We start from the raw sequence: 17,018 nt of genomic DNA, 5'->3' as shown, positions 1-17,018 counted from the left end.
AGCGTCGGGCCGTTGACAACTCCTCAAGGATCGACTCGAAAGGCCCCGGATCACGCATCTGCCTGCGGATCCGGGGCCTTTCTGCGGAGTTGTGAACGCGCGTGAGTTGTGAACGCGCGTGAGTTGTGACCGTCCGCCGGAACCCCCGACGGACGGACCCACTACTCCCGGTCGCGCAGTTCGCGCCGGGTGAGCTGCCGTGCGTGCGGCAGACCAGACGCGTCGATCAGCACTGAACCGGCCGGAGCTGCCGCAGCGCCCGACGCATCCGGCCCGACCGGAGCATCCGGCTCGGGCGCCCCGCCGGCATCCGACCCGCCCGCCTTGCGCGCCGCCCGCCGCTCCTTGGCACCCTCGACGAGGTTGTAGAGCGTCGGCAGCACGATCAGTGTCAGCACCGTCGAGGACAGGAGTCCACCGATCACGACGATCGCCAGCGGCTGGGAGATGAACCCGCCGTGCCCGGTGATGCCGAGCGCCATCGGGGTGAGGGCGAGGATCGTCGCGAGCGCGGTCATGAGGATCGGACGCAGACGCTTCTCCCCACCGGCCTTGACCGCCTCGACGGTCGACAGTCCCTTCTCCCGGTACTGGTTCACCAGGTCGACGAGCACGATCGCATTCGTCACCACGATGCCGATCAGCATCAGCACACCGATCAGCGAGGCGACACCGAGCGGCACTCCCGTGACGATCTGCAGCAGGATCGCGCCGGTCGCCGCGAACGGCACCGAGACGAGCAGCAGCAGCGGCTGGCGCAGCGACTTGAAGGTCGCGACCATCACCACGTAGACGATCAGGATCGCCGCGAGCATCGCGAGGCCCAGCTGCGAGAACGAGTCCGCCTGCTGCGACGCCACGCCACCGACCTCGGCGGAGGCGCCGTCGGGCAGATCGACCGCGGCGAGCGCCTCGTTCACCGACTGTGTGGCGGTGGCGAGGTTGTCGGATGCCGGCGGCACCGTGATCGTCGAGGTGCGCCGCCCCTGCTCGGTCGTGATCGACGTCGGGCCGTTGCGCTGCTCGACGGTCGCGATGTCCTGCAGCTGCACCACGCCGAGCGGCGTCGGGATCGCCAGCTCCTTGAGCGCCTCGACCGTGGTCGGCGGCTCGGGCGTGACGATGTAGACGGTCAGCGCGGTGTCGTCGATCTCGACGGAACCGGCCTGCTGCGGGCGCATGGTGTTCGACACGATCGAGCCGACTGCGACCTCGGAGAGACCGCGCTGAGCGGCGGCTTCCCGATCGACGACGACGGCGATGTACGGCAGCGCGGCGGCGAGGTTGTCGGTGACCTGGCCGACCCCGTCCCGGCCGTCGAGCTCGTCGACGAGTGCCGTGGTCGCAGTCTGCAGGTCATCGCCGTTCGGTGCGCTGACCGTGATCTCGATGTCGCTCGAGCCGAATCCGGCGGAGGCCGCGACGGACACCTCGCCCACTTCGTCGCCGAGCTCATCGATCGCATCCTGCACGTCGGCGCGGAGCTTCTCCTGATCGGCATCGCCGTCCGTCAACACCGAGTAGGTGATGCCCGCGCCGCCGGAGAAGGCGTCACGGAGCGCGGAGCCGCTGGATCCGATCGAGGCCTGCACGTGTTCGATGCCGTCGATGTCGAGCAGTGCATCCTCGACGGCGACAGCGGCATCGGACTTCGCCTGCAGGCTCGCGGTCGGACCGAGGTCCTGCGTCACGGTCATGGTGTTCTGGCCCGAGTCGCTGAGGAAGTTGACCTTCATCAGCGGTGCCGCGGCGAGCGTGGCACCGAGCACGACGACGGCCAGGATGACCGTGACACCCGAGTGCTTCAGCGTCCAGGCGAGGATCGGCCGGTACACGCGCTGGAGCTGCGTCGGCGGAGCATCGGGGTGCTCGGGGTCGATCGGCGTTCCATGCTCGTCGAGCAGCGGCTTGCCGGGCTTCAGGAACCAGTAGGCGAGCACCGGCACGATGGTGAGCGCGACCAGGAGCGAGGCGACCATCGCGATCGTCACCGTCATCGCGAACGGTCGGAACAGCTCGCCGACCATGTCGCCGACGAAGACGATCGGCAGGAACACCGCGACGGTCGTGATCGTCGAGGCGGTGATCGCCATCGCGACCTCGCGCACGGCGAGACGGATCGCATCGCCCTTGTCGGCATCGCCCACGTAGTGACGTTTGATGTTCTCGATCACCACGATGGAGTCGTCGACCACTCGACCGATCGCGATCGTGAGCGCGCCGAGCGTCAGCACGTTCAGCGAGTAGCCGAACGCCTGCAATCCGATGAACGTGATGAGCACGCTGGTCGGGATCGAGATCGCCGTCACGAGGGTCGAGCGGATCGAGAGCAGGAAGACCAGGATGACGATCACGGCGAAGACGAGGCCGAGCAGACCCTCGGTGGCGAGCGTCTCGATCGACTGGACGATGAACGGCGCCTGGTCGAAGATCACGGTGAACTCGGCATCGGGGAACGCCTTGCCGATCTCGTCGAGGGCCGCGATCACGCCGTTGGACACCTCGACGGTGTTGGCGGCGGGCAGCTTCGTGATCGAGATCGACAGCGCATCCTTGCCGTCGACCCGCGAGATCGAGGTGACGGGGTCGGATTCCTGCACGACGCTGGCCACGTCGCCGATGGTGAGATCGGTGCCGACCAACGGCAGCGCCGCGATCTCCTCGACCGAGGTGATCTTGGCCCCGGTCTGCACCGTGAGCGTCTGCCCGTCGGCGGTGATGTCCCCGCCCGGGAACAGGGTGCCGTTCTGCTGCAGCGCCGAGCTGATGGCCTGTGTGCTCTGACCCGCGGCGGCGAGCTTCGCCGTGTCGGGGGTGATGCTGATGCGCTGTCCGACGCCACCGACGATCTCCGCGGCGTTGACCCCGTCGACGTCCTCGAGGTCGGGGATCGCGACGGATTCGAGTTCGGCCTGGGCGTTGTCGGCATCCTCGAATCCGGTGACGGCGACCTGGATCACGGGGAAGTCATCGATCGACACCGACAGCACCTGCGGGCTGACGTCTTCGGGCAGTTGCGAGGAGATCCGGTTGATCGCCTGCTGGATCTTCTGCTCGGCTGTGGCGAGGTTCGTGCCGTAGGCGAACATCGCCTGGACGATCGAGGCGTTCGTGGTGCTGGTCGCGGTGGTCGACTCGAGCCCGGGGACACCCTGGATCGCCGACTCGACCGGCGTCGACACGTCATTCTCGACCACCTCGGGCGAGGCCCCGGGGTAGGTCGTCATGACGACGAGCGCCGGCAGCTCGAGCGAAGGGATGAGCTCCTGCTTGAGGTTCGTGAGCGCGAGCCCGCCGAACACCGCCGCGACGATGGTGATGAGGGCGATGAGCGCACGGTTCTTGAGGCTCAGGATGGCAAGTTTCGACAAGGCGTTTTCCTCGGTGTCAGGGTGTGGCTGTCGTTGCGGTCGGAGTGGAGACGGAATCTCCGAGGATCCGCGCCAGTGCGGTCTCGATGAAGGACTGTGCCAGGCGGTCGTCGCGGATCTGCATGTTCCACATGACGCCGTCGATGAAGATCATCGCGGCACGGGCCCGATCTTCACCATAGGTCGGTTCGAGGAGTTCCACGAGCCGGTCGGAGAGGTGACGAGCGAGTTCGCGCAGCCGTGGATCGTGCACGGCAGCGGTCACCACCGCGCGGTCGGCCTGGACGGCGTGCGCGTCCTCCATGCTGTCGGCGATCAGGGTGGCGATCGTGTGCGGCGAGACGCCGCGCTCGGTGAGCGTCTGACGGACACCGTCGAGGCGCGCGTCAACCTCTTCGGCAAGCGCGCGGAAGGCCGCAGCACGGAGGTCGTCGAGGGTGTCGAAGTACTGAGTCGTCGCACCGAGGGGCACGCCGGCGCGGGCGGCCACCATACGGTGCGTGACGGCCTCGGCGCCCACCTCGACGATCAGTTCCGCCGCGGCGGTCACGATCTCCCGGCGGCGCGCTTCCGGGTCACGTCGCCGACGCGCACCATGCTTCATCCCGCCCCCTTGGACATCCGTACATGTACTTTTGTACATTTCGGGATTGTGAGGATGCTGGGAGCGGGCCTCGTCCTAGCTCAGCACGGAACCGTAGACCTCCAAGGTGTCGGCTACCATCCGCTCTGCGGTGAAGAGTGCCGCGTGCCGATTGCGAGCGGAGACGACACGTCGATCGTCGTCGCCGAGCGCGGACAGCGCGGCCGCGGCGAGCTGCGCCGGAGAGTCCGGTTCCACGAGAACTCCGTCGACGTCATCGCGGATGAGTTCTGCGGTTCCTCCCACGCGGGCCGCGATGATCGGAATTCCGGATGCCATCGCCTCCAGCAGCACCAGACTCGCCGCATCGCCACGTGAGGGCGCGAGCAACAGGTCGGCTCCCGCATGCGGATGCAGGGCGCCGGAGATGCTGCCGTAGAAACGCACCCGATCCTCGAGGCCCAGCGCGCGAGTGACGCGCTCGAGCAGCGTGTGATCGGGGCCGGTGCCGACGATGTGGAGCACCGCATCCGGCAGCGCACGACCGATCTCCACGAAGGCGAGGATGGCGAGGTCGGCGCCCTTCTCCGGCGAGAGCCGCCCGCAGTAGAGAAGGTGCGGGCCAACGCCTGAGGTCTCCAGCCGGAAGTTGGAGAGCTCCGGCGCATCGACCCCGTTGGGTACCAGGTGCACCCGGTCCGGTTCCTCCAGATACTCCGAGATGGCCGCGTGTCCGAAGCGGGCGACGGCGATCACATGCGCATCCGCATCCACCGCGCGCATCGTCCGCACCAACGGATCGATCGGCGTGTACATGTGCTGAGTGTAGATGTGGGGCCGTCCGAGGGACGTGGCCACATGCTGTCCGACGAATCCGGCGTGCATCAGATGAGAATGGATCAGGTCGGGCCCCCACCGTTCGGCGATGGCGAGCGCCCCCTGCGGCGAGTCACAGCCATCGAGTGGAGACGATGGCAGCAGGGCGGGGTCGACGAACACGTCGGCTCCGACGAGACGGCACCTCTCGGCGAGCACTCCTTCGCTCCCGGCGACGACGGCGACGCGCAGGCCGCGACTCCGTTGGTGTGCGACCTGTGTGGCTACGTGGGAGACAGTACCGCCCGTCGTCGGCCCGCACTGCACGAGATGGAGGACACGATGATCGGCACTCATCGCTATGAGCCCTCCACAGAGCGCGCCATGGTCGGGTTGCCCGCCATGAGCCCGCCGTCGATGACGAGATCGGAACCGGTGATCCAGCTGGCCGAGTCCGACGACGCGAATGCGACGGCGGACGCCACATCGCCAGGACGACCGATCCTTCCTATCGGATACCACGCCTCAAGGCGCTCAAACGTGCTGGCGTCCTTCTCGATCTGCTGATCCCACGCTTTCGTCCGAATGGTGCCGGGAGAGATCGAAACGGCACGCACACCGTACGGGCCGTAGACACTCGCGAGCGACTGCGTGAACGAGCGCATGCCGGCCTTGGCCGCGCTGTACGAGGGGTGGCCGTAGAACTCGTGGGCGTTCACCGAGAGGATGTTGATGACGACCCCGGTTCCGGCCGCCATCATCGCCGGCAGCGCACGCCGGGCACAGCGGAAACCGCCCTTGAGGATCACGTCGATGTCTTGATCCCAGATCTCGTCAGGAGCCTCATGCGGCAGGGGCGGGATCGGACAGGCGACGATCGCGTTGTTCACGACGATGTCGGGCTCGCCCCAGAGCTCGGTGACCGCGGTGAAACAGCGGTCGATGCTGCCGGCATCCGTCACGTCCAGAGCGAACGCATGCGCTGTCCCCTCGCCACGAGCGGCATTCGCTGCGGTGGCGGCCGCCCGCGCCGCGGCACCCTCATCGATGTCTGCCACCGCGACGCGTGCCCCGGAAGCGGCGAGTGTGCGGGAGATCTCGGCGCCAATATCACCGCCGCCTCCTGTGACGAGCGCGATGCGCCCGTTGAGGTCGAAGACGTCAGCCATCGCGCCGCCCTCCCGTCAGGCTGGCGGCGACCGGGACGGTGAGCATCCGCCCATCACCATCGATCGAGGCGCCGGCAATCTGTCCGACAGCCACCGCGTTGCGGGCCGCATCGATGGACGTGAGCGGCTCCGCTCGTCCGAGGTAGCTGTCGGCGAAGTTCTGCAGGATACGAAGGTCCGCGCCGTCGTGCCCGTCCTGCGTGGCAGCGTCCTCGGAGAGGCGGATCTCGATGTCAGGCTCCGGGTCGTAGCCGCGGCGGCGAGTGGTCCACACTCTGATGACGCCGTCGCCCCCTTCGTCGCCGAAATTCTCGGCGCGTCCCTCGGTGCCGATGATGCAGTAGTTGCGCCAGTAATCGGGAGTGTAGTGGCACTGCATGTACGTGCCGAGCACGCCGTTCTCGCACACGAGATTCACGTGCGAGAGGTCTTCTACGTCAAGCGCCGGATTGAGGTTCCGCTGGGCGAGCGGCGGCCAGTTGTCGATGTGTGAACGGGCGTCGGGCGCCGGTGCGTCGAGCTCGCGGCGATGCGCGCCGTCGTAGACGGTCAGGCCGCCCGAGCCTTGCACACTCACGTAGCGCGTTCCGAGGATGTGCGCCATGGCATCGAGGTCGTGACTCCCCTTGTGCACGAGCAGTCCCCCGGAGCGCGCCTTCTCGGCGTGCCAGTCCTTGAAGAAGTAGTCGCCGCCGCGTCCGATGAAATGGCGGATCCAGAACGCTCGCGGTTCACCGATGGCGCCGGATTCGACCACCTCGCGCATCTTCTCGACGAGCGGCATCTGCCGCATGTTATGCCCGACATACAGCAGTGCTCCGGTGCGTCGAGCGGCCTCGATGAGCGCATCGGCGTCCTCCAACGACGTTGCCAGCGGCTTCTCGATGAAGGTCGCCTTCCCCCCAGCGAGGCTCGCGAGCCCCACCTCCGCGTGGAGGAAATCCGGAGTAAGCACGAAGATGGCGTCGACGTCCGGATCAGCCACGAGCTCACGGTGGTGGTCGTACACCCGCACTCCAGGCAGCTCCGCATTCACGGTGTCCCGTGCGGCCGAGCTCGGGTCGGCGACGGCCACGAGGTGAAAAGCACTGTTGGGCAGCTCGATGATGGCGCGCATGAGCGCGAACCGGAGCCCTGCTCCGACCACCCCCACCCTGATCTTCGTCTGACTCATCTGCGTGACTCCTTCTTGTTCTTCGTCGAATTCGATGGATGGAACTTCATGCGGATCACGGCGAGCATGCCCGCGAGGGTGAGGACGATGCCCCCCGCCTGCATGGGCCCCGGCAGCGGGGAGAGACCGACGGCAGCAGAGGCGACGCCGACGACCGGCGGTACGGCCAGGCCGAGAAGCGCAGCATAGGCGGGGCCCGCGGTCAGAATGATGCGGTGCTGCACCACGTAGGCGGGCACGTAGATCCCCAACCCCAGCACCAACAGGGCGATGAGCGTGACCAGCGCCACCGGCCCGCCGCCGCTCACCTCCGCGGCCGCCCACACCACCAGCGGCATGCTCCCCAGGGTGAAGACGGGCAGGATGCGCGGGGTCATCGGGCCGCGGTAGTCCCGATTGACGTGGGCGAAGTAGAGCCCGTAGACGGCCATCGAGAGCATCGCGCCGACGGCCGCCAGCACCCCCCAGACGAGGCCGGGCTCTGCGGCACCGCGCAGGCGAGGAACGATGTACAGCACGGCACCAGCGATGGCGATGACGGTCGCTACCAGTACGAGGGGCCGAACCCGAGCTCTCGTCAGCAGGCTCTCCAGAAGAAGCACGACGACGGGGGACAGCGCGAGGATGAGGCTGGGGATGGTGGGCCCGGCGAACGCGATCGCGATGGTCGAGAGCATCGTGTAGCCTGCGACGCCGGTGAAGGCGAGCACCCCGAGCTGCCACCAGGTGTAGCGGCGAGCGGAGACGGGCGGGTGCGTCGGCGCGGATCGCCTTCCGCCCCGGCGCGACAGCAGCGCGAGCAGCAGGAGTCCGAGCGCCGCGAAGCCGGTGCGCCCTGCAGACACCACGCCGACGCCGGCTCCCTCCAGCGTGTATCCCGCGACGACCCAGGTCGCCGCGAGGAGCACGACCAACGCGAGGGATTCGAGCGCGAGCCGCACGCGATCGGTGCTCGATGAGACCGATCTCGTGGCGACCCGCGGTGCGCTCATACCAGCGCGGCCTCGACCTGACCCCGCTCGAAGTAGGCGACGAGGTCGGGATCCAGCGGGGGGATCTCGATCGCCGAGCCGTCGCCCCGCAGCGACGCGGTGGCGAGGATACCGGCCGCCACGGCCTCGCGCGCCGCGATCGGTGACGTCGCCGTCAGACCACCGTGCCGCACGAACCGCAGGAACTCGGCGACGAGCAGCGCATCGGCGCCGTCGTGCCCCGCGTCCGGGACCTCGGGAACGATGAAGGTCTCGTCGGCGTCGGCCGCGCCCGCATGCCTCCGATTCCACAGCTTGACCTCGCTGCCTGCGACATCGCCGAAGTTCTCGATGCGCCCCTCGGTGCCGATCACGGTGTAGTTGCGCCAGTAGTCGGGCGTGAAGTGGCACTGCTGGTACGACGCGAAGATCCCGCCCTCCAGCTGCATGTTCACCATCGAGATGTCCTCGACGTCGACCACCGGGTGCAGGCCGGTGAGCGCGGTCGGCGGCCAGTTGTCCATGCTGAACCAGTCCGGCATCCGCTCCCCCGTCCGGTCACGCCGGTCGGTGATCTCGCCGTACACGCTCAGCGCCCCCATCGCGGAGACCCTCTCGGTGTACGCGCCGGCGAGCCAGTGGATGATGTCGATGTCGTGCGCGCCCTTCTGCAGGAGCAGTCCCGTGGTGCGGCGGCGGTCGGCGTGCCAGTCCTTGAAGTAGAAGTCGCCGCCGTGGCCGACGAAGTGCCGCACCCACACAGCCTTGACCTGTCCGATGCGCCCGGTCTGGATGAGTCCGCGCATGAGGGTGATCACGGGCATGTGCCGCATGTTGTGGCCGATGTAGAGCCCGGTGCCGGTGCGGCGCGCGGTCTCGAGCATCCGGTCGGCGTCGGCGAGGTCGATCGCGAGGGGCTTCTCGCAGAACACCGGCACTCCGGCTTCGAGTGCCCGGATGCTGAGGGCGGCGTGCGTGTCGTCGGGGGTGAGCACCATGACGGCGTCGACGCCCGAGGCCAGCAGCTCATCGAGCGAATCGGTGATGAACGCGTCCGGGACGAGGGCGCGGGCGTCCTCGCGAGCGCGCGGGGCGAGGTCGCACACGGCGCTGATGCGCGATCCGTGCCCGGGGCGATGCACCTCTTCCTGGAGGGTCGAGCGCGCGCCGAAGCCGATGATGCCGATCTGGAGATCCACGATGGTCCTTCTGTGTGATGAGTCTGTGCGGGATGCCGAGGTCAACGGGCCCGCGGTGCGGGGGCGTCGAGGTCGGTGGATCCGCCGGGGAAGAGCGTCCATGCGAAGTCGTGCAGGCGCCCGGGGGTGGGTTCGGTCTCGAGGGCGCGGTCGACGATGATGCGCGCCTGCCTCTCGTAGAAGTCGGTCGGGCCGACGGTCGTCAGGGTGGGCGCGATCAGGCGGGCGTCCGGGGTGTTGCCGACGCCCACCACCGCGACGTCGTGCGGCACCCGCAGACCGAGCATGTGCGCGGCGTTGATCGTGGCGATCGCGGCGAAGTCGGTCGTAGCGTACACCGCCCGCGGCCGGTTCTCGCCCGCCAGCAACTCGACCGCCGCCGTGAACGCGCTCGCCTGGGTGTCGGCATACGTCACGGTCCAGTTCGGCTCCGGCTCGATGCCGGCGGCCGCCAGCTTCTCGACGTAGGGCGTGTAGCGCGTGACCTGCTCACCGGCGAGGCGCACCGCTCCCTCGGCGGCGATGCATCCGATCGCGGTGTGCCGCTCCAGCAGATGATCCATCGCGATCTCGCACCCCGGGATCGCGTCGGAGCGGATCACGTCGAATCCCTCGGGTTCGAGGTGCTCGGAGAACACCACCAGACGCTGCCCGCGCCGGACGAGGTCGGCGAGGTTCTGCCGCGCGGGCTCGTCGAGTCCCACGCCGTCCAGATAGGCCACGTCGCTCTCGACGCGGTCGAGCGCGGCATGCCAGTCGCCGTCGGCGAGGATCAGCGTGGTGAGTCCGTGCTTGTTCGCCTCGTCGTTCACCGCGTCGGCCACCGCCAGGGACCACGGGTCGCTGAGCATGTGCAACGAGAGCTGCACCATGCCGCTGCGCCCCGTGCGGATCGCCCGCGCCGCGCTGTTCGGCCGGTAGTTCAGCTCGTCGGCCGCGGCCAGCACCCGTGCGGCCGTGGCCTCGGCGACGCCGGCCCCCGAGGCCGCCCCCGCCCGTCCGGAGAACACATACGACACGGTCGCGGTCGACACCCCGGCCCGTTCGGCCACCATGCGCAGGGTCGGGCGCCGAGGCGCCTGGTGCTCGCTCTTCGCCATGTCTCAGCCCTTCGATCCGCTGAACGCGATGCCCTGGATGAACTGCCGCTGCAGGATCATGAAGGTCACCAGCATCGGGAGCGTCGCCAGCAGCGCACCCGCCATCAGCACCGGGTAGTCCGTGCCGTGGATGCCGACCAGCTGCGAGAGCCCGACCGACAGCGGCATCTTCGCGGGGTCGGTCGTCACGATCAACGGCCAGAGCAGATCGTTCCAGGACCACAGCACGGTGAACACCACAAGTGCGATGATGCCAGGCTTCGCGAGCGGAACCATGATCCGCCAGAAGGTCTGCCACGGATTCGCGCCGTCGATGCGCGCGGCCTCCTCGAGCTCGGCAGGCATCGACATGAAGAACTGCCGCATCAGGAAGGTGCCGAACGCGCTGAAGATGCCGGGCACGATGAGCGCCTGCAGGGTGTTGAGCCACCCCAGCGACTGGATGATCTCGTACTGCGGCAGCAGGTAGAGCTGCGACGGCACCATCAGCACCGAGAGGAACACCACGAACAGGGCGTTGCGCCCGGGGAACGGGATGCGTGCGAACGCGTAGCCCGCCATCGTGCACAGCACCACCTGTCCGACCGTGCGCCCGACCGTGAGGAGCACGGAGTTCAGGAACATCTGCCCGAACGGCATCGAGTCGAAGACCTCGGCGAAGTTCGTGAACACCCACTCACGCGGCAGGAACGACGGCGGCACCTGCACCGAGTCCGACAGCGTCTTGAACGAGGTCAGCAGCTGCCAGACGAACGGGAAGACCATCAGCACGGCGCCGAGGAGGAGCACGAGGTGCACGATCCAGAGGCCACGATTCCTCGGCTTCCCGGCGCGCGTGCCCGAGCGGCCCGCGGGAGCGCCGACCACGGCGCGCGTGTCGAGCGAGACGTCACTCATAGTGCACCCACTTCTTCTGCAGACGGAACTGCACGATCGTGAGGATCAGGATGATCACGAGCAGGAGGAAGGCGACGGCCGCCGCATAGCCGCGATCGTTGTCGAGGAAGCCCGCTTCGTAGAAGAGATAGACGACGGTGCGGGTGTTCGGCATCGCGGGGTTGCTGCGTCCGAGCATCATGTAGATCAGGTCGAACACCTGCAGCGCCCCGATCACGCTGATCACGCTGACGAAGAAGATCGACGGCGACAGCAGCGGGATCGTGATCGAGAAGAACTTGCGCACAGGACCCGCGCCGTCGAGGTCGGCAGCCTCCATGATCGTGTCGGGGATGCCCTGGAGACCGGCGAGGAAGATCACGATGTTGGTGCCCAGCCCCGCCCAGATCCCGACGACGGCGATCGCGATCAACGCGGTGTTCGGGTCGGTGAGCCAGCTGCGCCCCTCGATGCCGACGGCACCCAGAGCGGCGTTGAGCACCCCGTAGTCGCCGTTGTAGATCATGCGCCAGACCAGCGCGATGGCGGCCGGCATCGTGACGACGGGGATGAAGTACAGCGTGCGGTAGGCGCTGCGGCCCTTGAGCCCGGCGGTGTTCAGCAGGGCGGCGATCCCGACCGCGAGAGGGATGCCGATGAGCGCGATGACCGTGTAGATCGCGGTGTTGCGGAGGGCCCCGATGAGCTCGGGATCCTGGAACAGACGCGTGTAGTTCTCGATGCCCACCCACTCGGACCCGCCGAACGGGCCCGACTTCGTGAACGAGATGATGAGGGTCCGGACGGTCGGCCACAGGTAGAACACGGCGATGCCCAGTGCGGTCGGCCCGAGGAAGACCAGCGCCCACCAGGGCGAAGCTCCGGGACTCCGACGGCGGCGACGGACGCCGGAGCCCTGCGGCTCCGGCATCCGCTCCGCCGTCTCGACCGCGCGCGGCGCGATGACGGTCATACGATCAGTCCTGCTCGGCGTCCAGTGCCGCCTGCATCTGGGCGGCGAGGTCCTGGAGGCCGTCCTTCGGGGTCACCGCACCCGACCACACCTGGGAGAGCACCTCGCTCTCGATGCTCGTCCAGGCGGAGGTGTTCTTGGACACCGGGTACGGGACGGCGTTCTCGAGCGCGTCGATGTAGACCTGCAGGTCGTACTGGGGAAGCGCGTCGACCCACGCCTGCTGCGTGCCGTCGAACGCCGGGATCACGGTGCCGGTCTCGGCCTGGATCTTCGCGGCCTGCTCACCGGAGGCGAACTCGGCGAACATCTTGGCCTCGGCGAGGTGGGCGCTCTTCGCGTTGGCGACGTTTCCGACACCGTGGATCACGCTCTGGTTGCCTTCGGCGCCGGCGGGCAGCGGTGCCACGTCGACGTCACCGCCGATGTCGGCGTTGTCCGCGTAGGCGATGGCCGCCCACGACCCGTTCTGGAACATGGCGACCTTGCCGGAGAGGAAGAAGTCCTCGGGGTTCGTGTCGGTCATCTGCTGTGCCGTGGGCGAAGAGCCGGCGGCGATCAGGTCGGTCCACAGCTCGATGCCGGCGAGCGCTTCGGGCGATCCGTATCCGCTCTTCGTGCCGTCGGCGGAGATGACCTCTCCCCCGGCCTGGGCGATCGAGTTGTAGAAGTTCTCCTGGCCGTACTGGCTCGCCGCGACGCCGAACTGCCCCTTCGCGGGATCGGTGAGCTTCGCGGCGGCCGCGGTGAAGTCATCCCACGTCCACCCCGCCGAGGGGTACTCCACCCCGGCGGCGTCGAACAGCGCCTTGTTGTACCAGAGGGCGACGGTGTCGAAGTCCTTCGGGGCGCCGTAGAGCTTGCCGTCGTAGGTGTACAGGTCGATCAGGCCCTCGGGGTAGTCCGCGGCGTCGATCCCGCCGTCGTCGAGAGGTGCGAGCTGGCCGTTCGAGGCGTAGAGCTGGAAGTTCGGGCCGTTCATCCAGAAGACGTCGGCTGCCGAGCCACCCGTCGCGGCGGTCTGCAGCTTGGTGAAGTACTCCTTGTAGGGGGTGACCTGGATGTCGATCGTGACGTTCGGGTGCTCCTTCGTGAACGCCGCGGCGATGTCCTCCATCGCGGGCTTCTGGTTCTCGTCCCAGATGGCGTAGCTGAGGGTGACGTCGCCGTCGGAGCTCTCCCCCGCGGTCGCGGAGGAGCAGGCGCTGAGGGCGAGGACGGCGGCCGCGGACGCGGCGAGGGCGCCCAGAGCGCGGCGGGTCGTACGGGGCATCTGTGTCTCCTTCGACAGTGCACGAGTGCAGGAACGGGTGTTAATCGTTTAGCGTTAATCGATTAGCAAGGAGAGTACCCCGCCCCTTCCCGCCCCCGCAACCCCCGCCCCGCCCCGTCCCGTCCCGTCCCGTCCCGTCCCGTCCGTCCCGTCCCCGTCTCTCTCGTCCGTCCCGTCCCCGTCTCTCTCGTCCGTCCGTCTCTCCCGTCCGTCTCCGCCGAGACCCCCGTTCACCGCCGACGCCCCCGCTGATTGGTGCGATCCAGAGGGGGCCTCGGCGAGCAGAGGGGGTGTCGACCTTCGCGACGGACCGCACGACGGGGGCGGGACCGCGGAGGGGCGGGGACCGCGGTCCGCGGGTCAGAGGGCGGTGCCGAGGGCCAGGCCGAGGGCAGCGGCGAGGACACCGAGCAGGAGCATCCCGACCGCGTTGAACACCGCGGACCCGCGCTCGCCGTCTCGCCACAGCGCGACCGTGTCGAGCATCGCGGTGCTGAACGTCGTGTATCCGCCCAGCAGTCCGGCGCCGAGCACGAACGCCGCGTCAGGGAGAGCCGCGGTGACCACCCCGAGCGCGAAGGAGCCGGATATGTTCACGAGGAGGATGCCCCACGGGAAGCGGCGGCCGGCGACCCGCGCGACACCGAGGTCGACGAGATAGCGCAGCACCGCACCGACTCCGCCGGCGAGCGCGGCACCGAGGAAGAGCAGCGGGGTCACGCGGGTGCTCCGTGGCGGGGTCTGCCGAAGCGCAGGCCGAGCGCCGCTCCGGCCAGTCCGAGCATCAGGCTGCCGATGGCGTACGCGGCCGCGAGCACCGGCGCGTCCGCCCACAGCTCCACCGTGCCGGTCATGAACGCGCTGTACGTCGTGAAACCGCCGAGCGCTCCGGTGCCGAGAGCCAGACGGAGGTCCGTGGAGGAGGGGAGGCGCGCGGCCAGCACTCCGATCAGCACGGCTCCGAGGACGTTGGCGAGCAGCACGGCCACCGGAAAGCCACCCGCGTCGGGCACCACCAGTCCGAGTCCCAGCCTCGCCGCCGTGCCGACCATGCCGCCCACGGCGACGAGCAGGATGCGGCGGAAGATCATGCTCGCCACCTTAGTCGCGCGTGCCAGCGCGCCGAGTCGATGTCAAGGGCGTGGCTCCCTCGCGCCTCGCGACGTTGACTGTCGGAATGAGACCACTGTGGAAGCTCGAGAAGAACCTGCCCGTGGGCTCCCCCTTCGAGGCGGGCGCGCATCACGACGTGGTCGTCGTCGGGGCGGGCATCACCGGACTCTCGACCGCCGTGATGCTCACCCGCGCCGGACTCGACGTCGCGGTGATCGATGCGGGCGGGATCGCCGAGCTCGCGACGGGTGCGAACACGGGCAAGCTCTCGATCCTGCACGGCGCGCACCTGGAAGCGCTCCGACGGCACCATCCGGCCTCTCTCGTGCGGGCCTACGTTGACGCCAATCGCGCGGGGATGGAGTGGCTGACCGCGTTCGCCGACATGGCAGGCGTGACCTACACCCGCCGCACCGATCATTCCTACGCGCAGGGTCCGGCCGGTGCCGGGATCGTCCGGGAGCAGCACACCGCCGCACGGGAAGCCGGGCTGCCGACGAGGCTGCTGATGGCGACGACCCGACCGAAGACGACGTTCCCGGTGGCCGCGGCGGTCGCGCTCGACGATCAGGTGACGATCGATCCGGTCGCGGTGGCCCAGGCCCTCGTCACCGAGCTGCTCGCGTCGGGCGGCACGGTGCACACCGGAGTCCGGGCGACGGGGACACGCGCCTTCGCCGGCCGGGTCGACACCGTGGACGGACCACTCTTCGGCGACCACATCGTGCTCGCGACCGGCACACCGATCACGGATCGCGGCCTGTACTTCGCCAAGACGCGAGGGCTGCGGTCGTACTGCGTCTCCTTCCGCGTGCCGGGCGGCCTCCCGGACGGCACCTTCCTCTCGGTCGACGGTCCCGCCCGCTCGATCCGTCCGGTGAATGCAGAAGACGGTCCGGGCGGAGAAGCCCAGCTCGTCGTCGGCGGCAACGGTCATCCGGTCGGTCGCGGAGATGGCGAGGCCGCAGCGGTGGACGACCTCATCGCCTGGACCCGATTGCACTTCCCCGGCGCCGAGGAGACGCATCGATGGTCGGCGCAGGACTACGAGTCGCACGACCTCATCCCGTTCGTGGGGGCGATGCCACGCGGTCTCGGTCGCATCCGCTTCGCGACCGGCTACGGCAAATGGGGCCTCTCGAACGGTCCGGCCGCTGCGCTGCGCCTCACGGCCGAGATCCTCGGCACCCCTCGCCGCGAGCGCGCGGCCTGGATGACCACGATCGGCACACGGCTCACGGTCCCCGCCGATCTGGGGCGCGGTGCGAAGGAAGGCGGGAAGGTGGCTGCGGCCCTCGCGTCCGGGTGGACGGAGGCGGAACGCCACCCCACCCCCGTCCCGCGGCCCGCCGAGGGCCAGGGCACGGTGGCGAACCGTGCGGGTCGGCCGGTCGCGGTATCGACGGTCGACGGCGTCACCCGCGCAGTGAGCGCGGTGTGCCCTCATCTGGGCGGAGTGCTCACGTGGAACGACGCCGAGTGCTCGTGGGACTGCCCTCTGCACGCCTCACGCTTCCGCGCCGACGGCACCCGGATCGAGGGACCGGCGCTGCGCGATCTCACGCCTCTGTCGGGCGAGGACCGGGAATGATCTCGCCCCGGGGCGGCGCGCCATCCCATCCCTCCAGCGGCGTCTCGCCGTTCTCGCGGAACACGTACTGCGAGACGAGCTTGCGCTGACTGCTCGACCAGTCGATCGCGGGACGACGCTGTTCCGGCGGCAGGTAGCCGAGTCGGTAGACGGCCATGAGCTCCAGGTCGTCCGGCACACGAAGCAGCTGCACGATCTCGTCCCAGCGACCAGGCACCTCCATCGGGAAGGAGATGAACTGGATCCCCATCCCGAGCTCGACCGTGGTGAGCCAGACGTTCTCCATCGCCGCTCCCATGCTGAACACGGAGTAGAACGACGAGAGCTGCCCCGGCCGATACTCGCTCCGGTCGAGCATGACCCCGAGCAGGAGCGGTGATCCGGCCACCAGCTTGCGGTTCTCGGCACCGAGGGTCTTCGGAACCCCGAAGGTGTTCATGAGGGTCTGCCCGCGCTTCGTGAAGACCTGACTCGTGAAGGGGCGCAGCGCGGCGGGCAGCTTGTCGAAGAGCATGCCGCTGCGCTTCTCCTCCATCTCGGCCTCGCTGAAGCGGAAGTACGGCTTGTAGCGCTCGAAGAACGTGCCGTTCGACATCGCCTCGGTCATGCTCTCGCCCGAGATGCGTGCGATCTGCTCGATGGTGTCTCGGCTCTCGATCACGACGAACCGCCAGGGCTGACTGTTCAGCTGCGACGGCGCACGCCCCGCGGCTTCCAGGAGGATGCGCTGATGCTCCTCGGAGACGGGGTCGGGCAGGAAAGCCCCGTTCGTGGTCTTGCGGCGGCGGATGGCGTCGAGCAGTTCCATG

15 protein-coding genes are annotated in these 17,018 nt (G+C 68.6%); 1 reads left to right on the top strand and 14 read right to left on the bottom strand.

The window, feature by feature from the left end:
* Positions 1-161: 161 nt before the first annotated feature.
* From FGL91_RS07145 to FGL91_RS07085, 13 genes are all read right to left on the bottom strand, one after another.
* The gene (locus tag FGL91_RS07145) at positions 162-3,371 is read right to left on the bottom strand and encodes an efflux RND transporter permease subunit (protein ID WP_153243470.1); all 3,210 of its coding nucleotides are present in this window, start codon (positions 3,369-3,371) and stop codon (positions 162-164) included.
* Between the two features lie 16 nt (positions 3,372-3,387).
* On the bottom strand, positions 3,388-3,975 hold the full coding sequence (locus tag FGL91_RS07140; RefSeq protein ID WP_134352856.1) for a TetR/AcrR family transcriptional regulator: 588 nt from the start codon (positions 3,973-3,975) through the stop codon (positions 3,388-3,390).
* 75 nt (positions 3,976-4,050) lie between these two features.
* Positions 4,051-5,127 (bottom strand): glycosyltransferase family 4 protein, encoded by a 1,077-nt coding sequence (locus tag FGL91_RS07135; RefSeq protein ID WP_153243469.1) that lies wholly within the window; start codon positions 5,125-5,127, stop codon positions 4,051-4,053.
* 2 nt (positions 5,128-5,129) lie between these two features.
* Positions 5,130-5,939, bottom strand: a complete 810-nt coding sequence (locus FGL91_RS07130) for an SDR family NAD(P)-dependent oxidoreductase (RefSeq protein WP_153243468.1) — start codon at positions 5,937-5,939, stop codon at positions 5,130-5,132.
* Positions 5,932-7,113 carry a Gfo/Idh/MocA family protein gene (locus FGL91_RS07125; protein ID WP_153243467.1) on the bottom strand — a complete coding sequence of 394 codons (1,182 nt, stop codon included), beginning with the start codon at positions 7,111-7,113 and terminating at the stop codon, positions 5,932-5,934. Before FGL91_RS07125 ends, FGL91_RS07130 begins: the two co-directional genes overlap by 8 nt.
* Positions 7,110-8,105 carry a DMT family transporter gene (locus tag FGL91_RS07120; RefSeq protein ID WP_153243466.1) on the bottom strand — a complete coding sequence of 332 codons (996 nt, stop codon included), beginning with the start codon at positions 8,103-8,105 and terminating at the stop codon, positions 7,110-7,112. The genes FGL91_RS07125 and FGL91_RS07120 overlap by 4 nt, the downstream gene beginning before the upstream one ends.
* Positions 8,102-9,283, bottom strand: coding sequence for a Gfo/Idh/MocA family protein (locus tag FGL91_RS07115; protein ID WP_208526508.1), 1,182 nt, complete (start codon positions 9,281-9,283; stop codon positions 8,102-8,104). Before FGL91_RS07115 ends, FGL91_RS07120 begins: the two co-directional genes overlap by 4 nt.
* Before the next feature lie 41 nt (positions 9,284-9,324).
* Positions 9,325-10,383: a LacI family DNA-binding transcriptional regulator gene (locus FGL91_RS07110; protein ID WP_153243465.1), complete on the bottom strand. Its 1,059-nt coding sequence runs from the start codon at positions 10,381-10,383 to the stop codon at positions 9,325-9,327.
* A gap of 3 nt (positions 10,384-10,386) precedes the next feature.
* Entirely contained in the window at positions 10,387-11,280 is an 894-nt protein-coding gene (locus tag FGL91_RS07105; RefSeq protein WP_194239336.1) for a carbohydrate ABC transporter permease, read from the bottom strand.
* Positions 11,273-12,232, bottom strand: a complete 960-nt coding sequence (locus tag FGL91_RS07100; protein WP_153243464.1) for a carbohydrate ABC transporter permease — start codon at positions 12,230-12,232, stop codon at positions 11,273-11,275. The genes FGL91_RS07105 and FGL91_RS07100 overlap by 8 nt, the downstream gene beginning before the upstream one ends.
* Before the next feature lie 4 nt (positions 12,233-12,236).
* On the bottom strand, positions 12,237-13,505 hold the full coding sequence (locus tag FGL91_RS07095; protein WP_134352853.1) for an ABC transporter substrate-binding protein: 1,269 nt from the start codon (positions 13,503-13,505) through the stop codon (positions 12,237-12,239).
* A gap of 360 nt (positions 13,506-13,865) precedes the next feature.
* Entirely contained in the window at positions 13,866-14,225 is a 360-nt protein-coding gene (locus FGL91_RS07090; RefSeq protein WP_153243463.1) for a fluoride efflux transporter FluC, read from the bottom strand.
* On the bottom strand, positions 14,222-14,596 hold the full coding sequence (locus FGL91_RS07085; protein ID WP_227991956.1) for a fluoride efflux transporter FluC: 375 nt from the start codon (positions 14,594-14,596) through the stop codon (positions 14,222-14,224). Before FGL91_RS07085 ends, FGL91_RS07090 begins: the two co-directional genes overlap by 4 nt.
* A gap of 86 nt (positions 14,597-14,682) precedes the next feature.
* On the opposite strand from FGL91_RS07085, the gene FGL91_RS07080 reads away from it, so the two are divergent.
* On the top strand, positions 14,683-16,209 hold the full coding sequence (locus FGL91_RS07080; RefSeq protein ID WP_153243462.1) for an FAD-dependent oxidoreductase: 1,527 nt from the start codon (positions 14,683-14,685) through the stop codon (positions 16,207-16,209).
* Here FGL91_RS07080 and FGL91_RS07075 read toward each other — a convergent pair.
* Positions 16,178-17,017 carry a nitroreductase family protein gene (locus FGL91_RS07075; protein WP_153243461.1) on the bottom strand — a complete coding sequence of 280 codons (840 nt, stop codon included), beginning with the start codon at positions 17,015-17,017 and terminating at the stop codon, positions 16,178-16,180. The two genes, FGL91_RS07080 and FGL91_RS07075, sit on opposite strands and share 32 nt — an antisense overlap.
* Position 17,018: the final 1 nt, after the last annotated feature.

Source organism: Microbacterium sp. CBA3102 (assembly GCF_007954505.1).
Lineage (GTDB): Bacteria > Actinomycetota > Actinomycetes > Actinomycetales > Microbacteriaceae > Microbacterium > Microbacterium aurugineum.
Note: the sequence above shows the minus strand (reverse complement) of the source record. Positions and strands in the feature narration are given on the sequence as shown.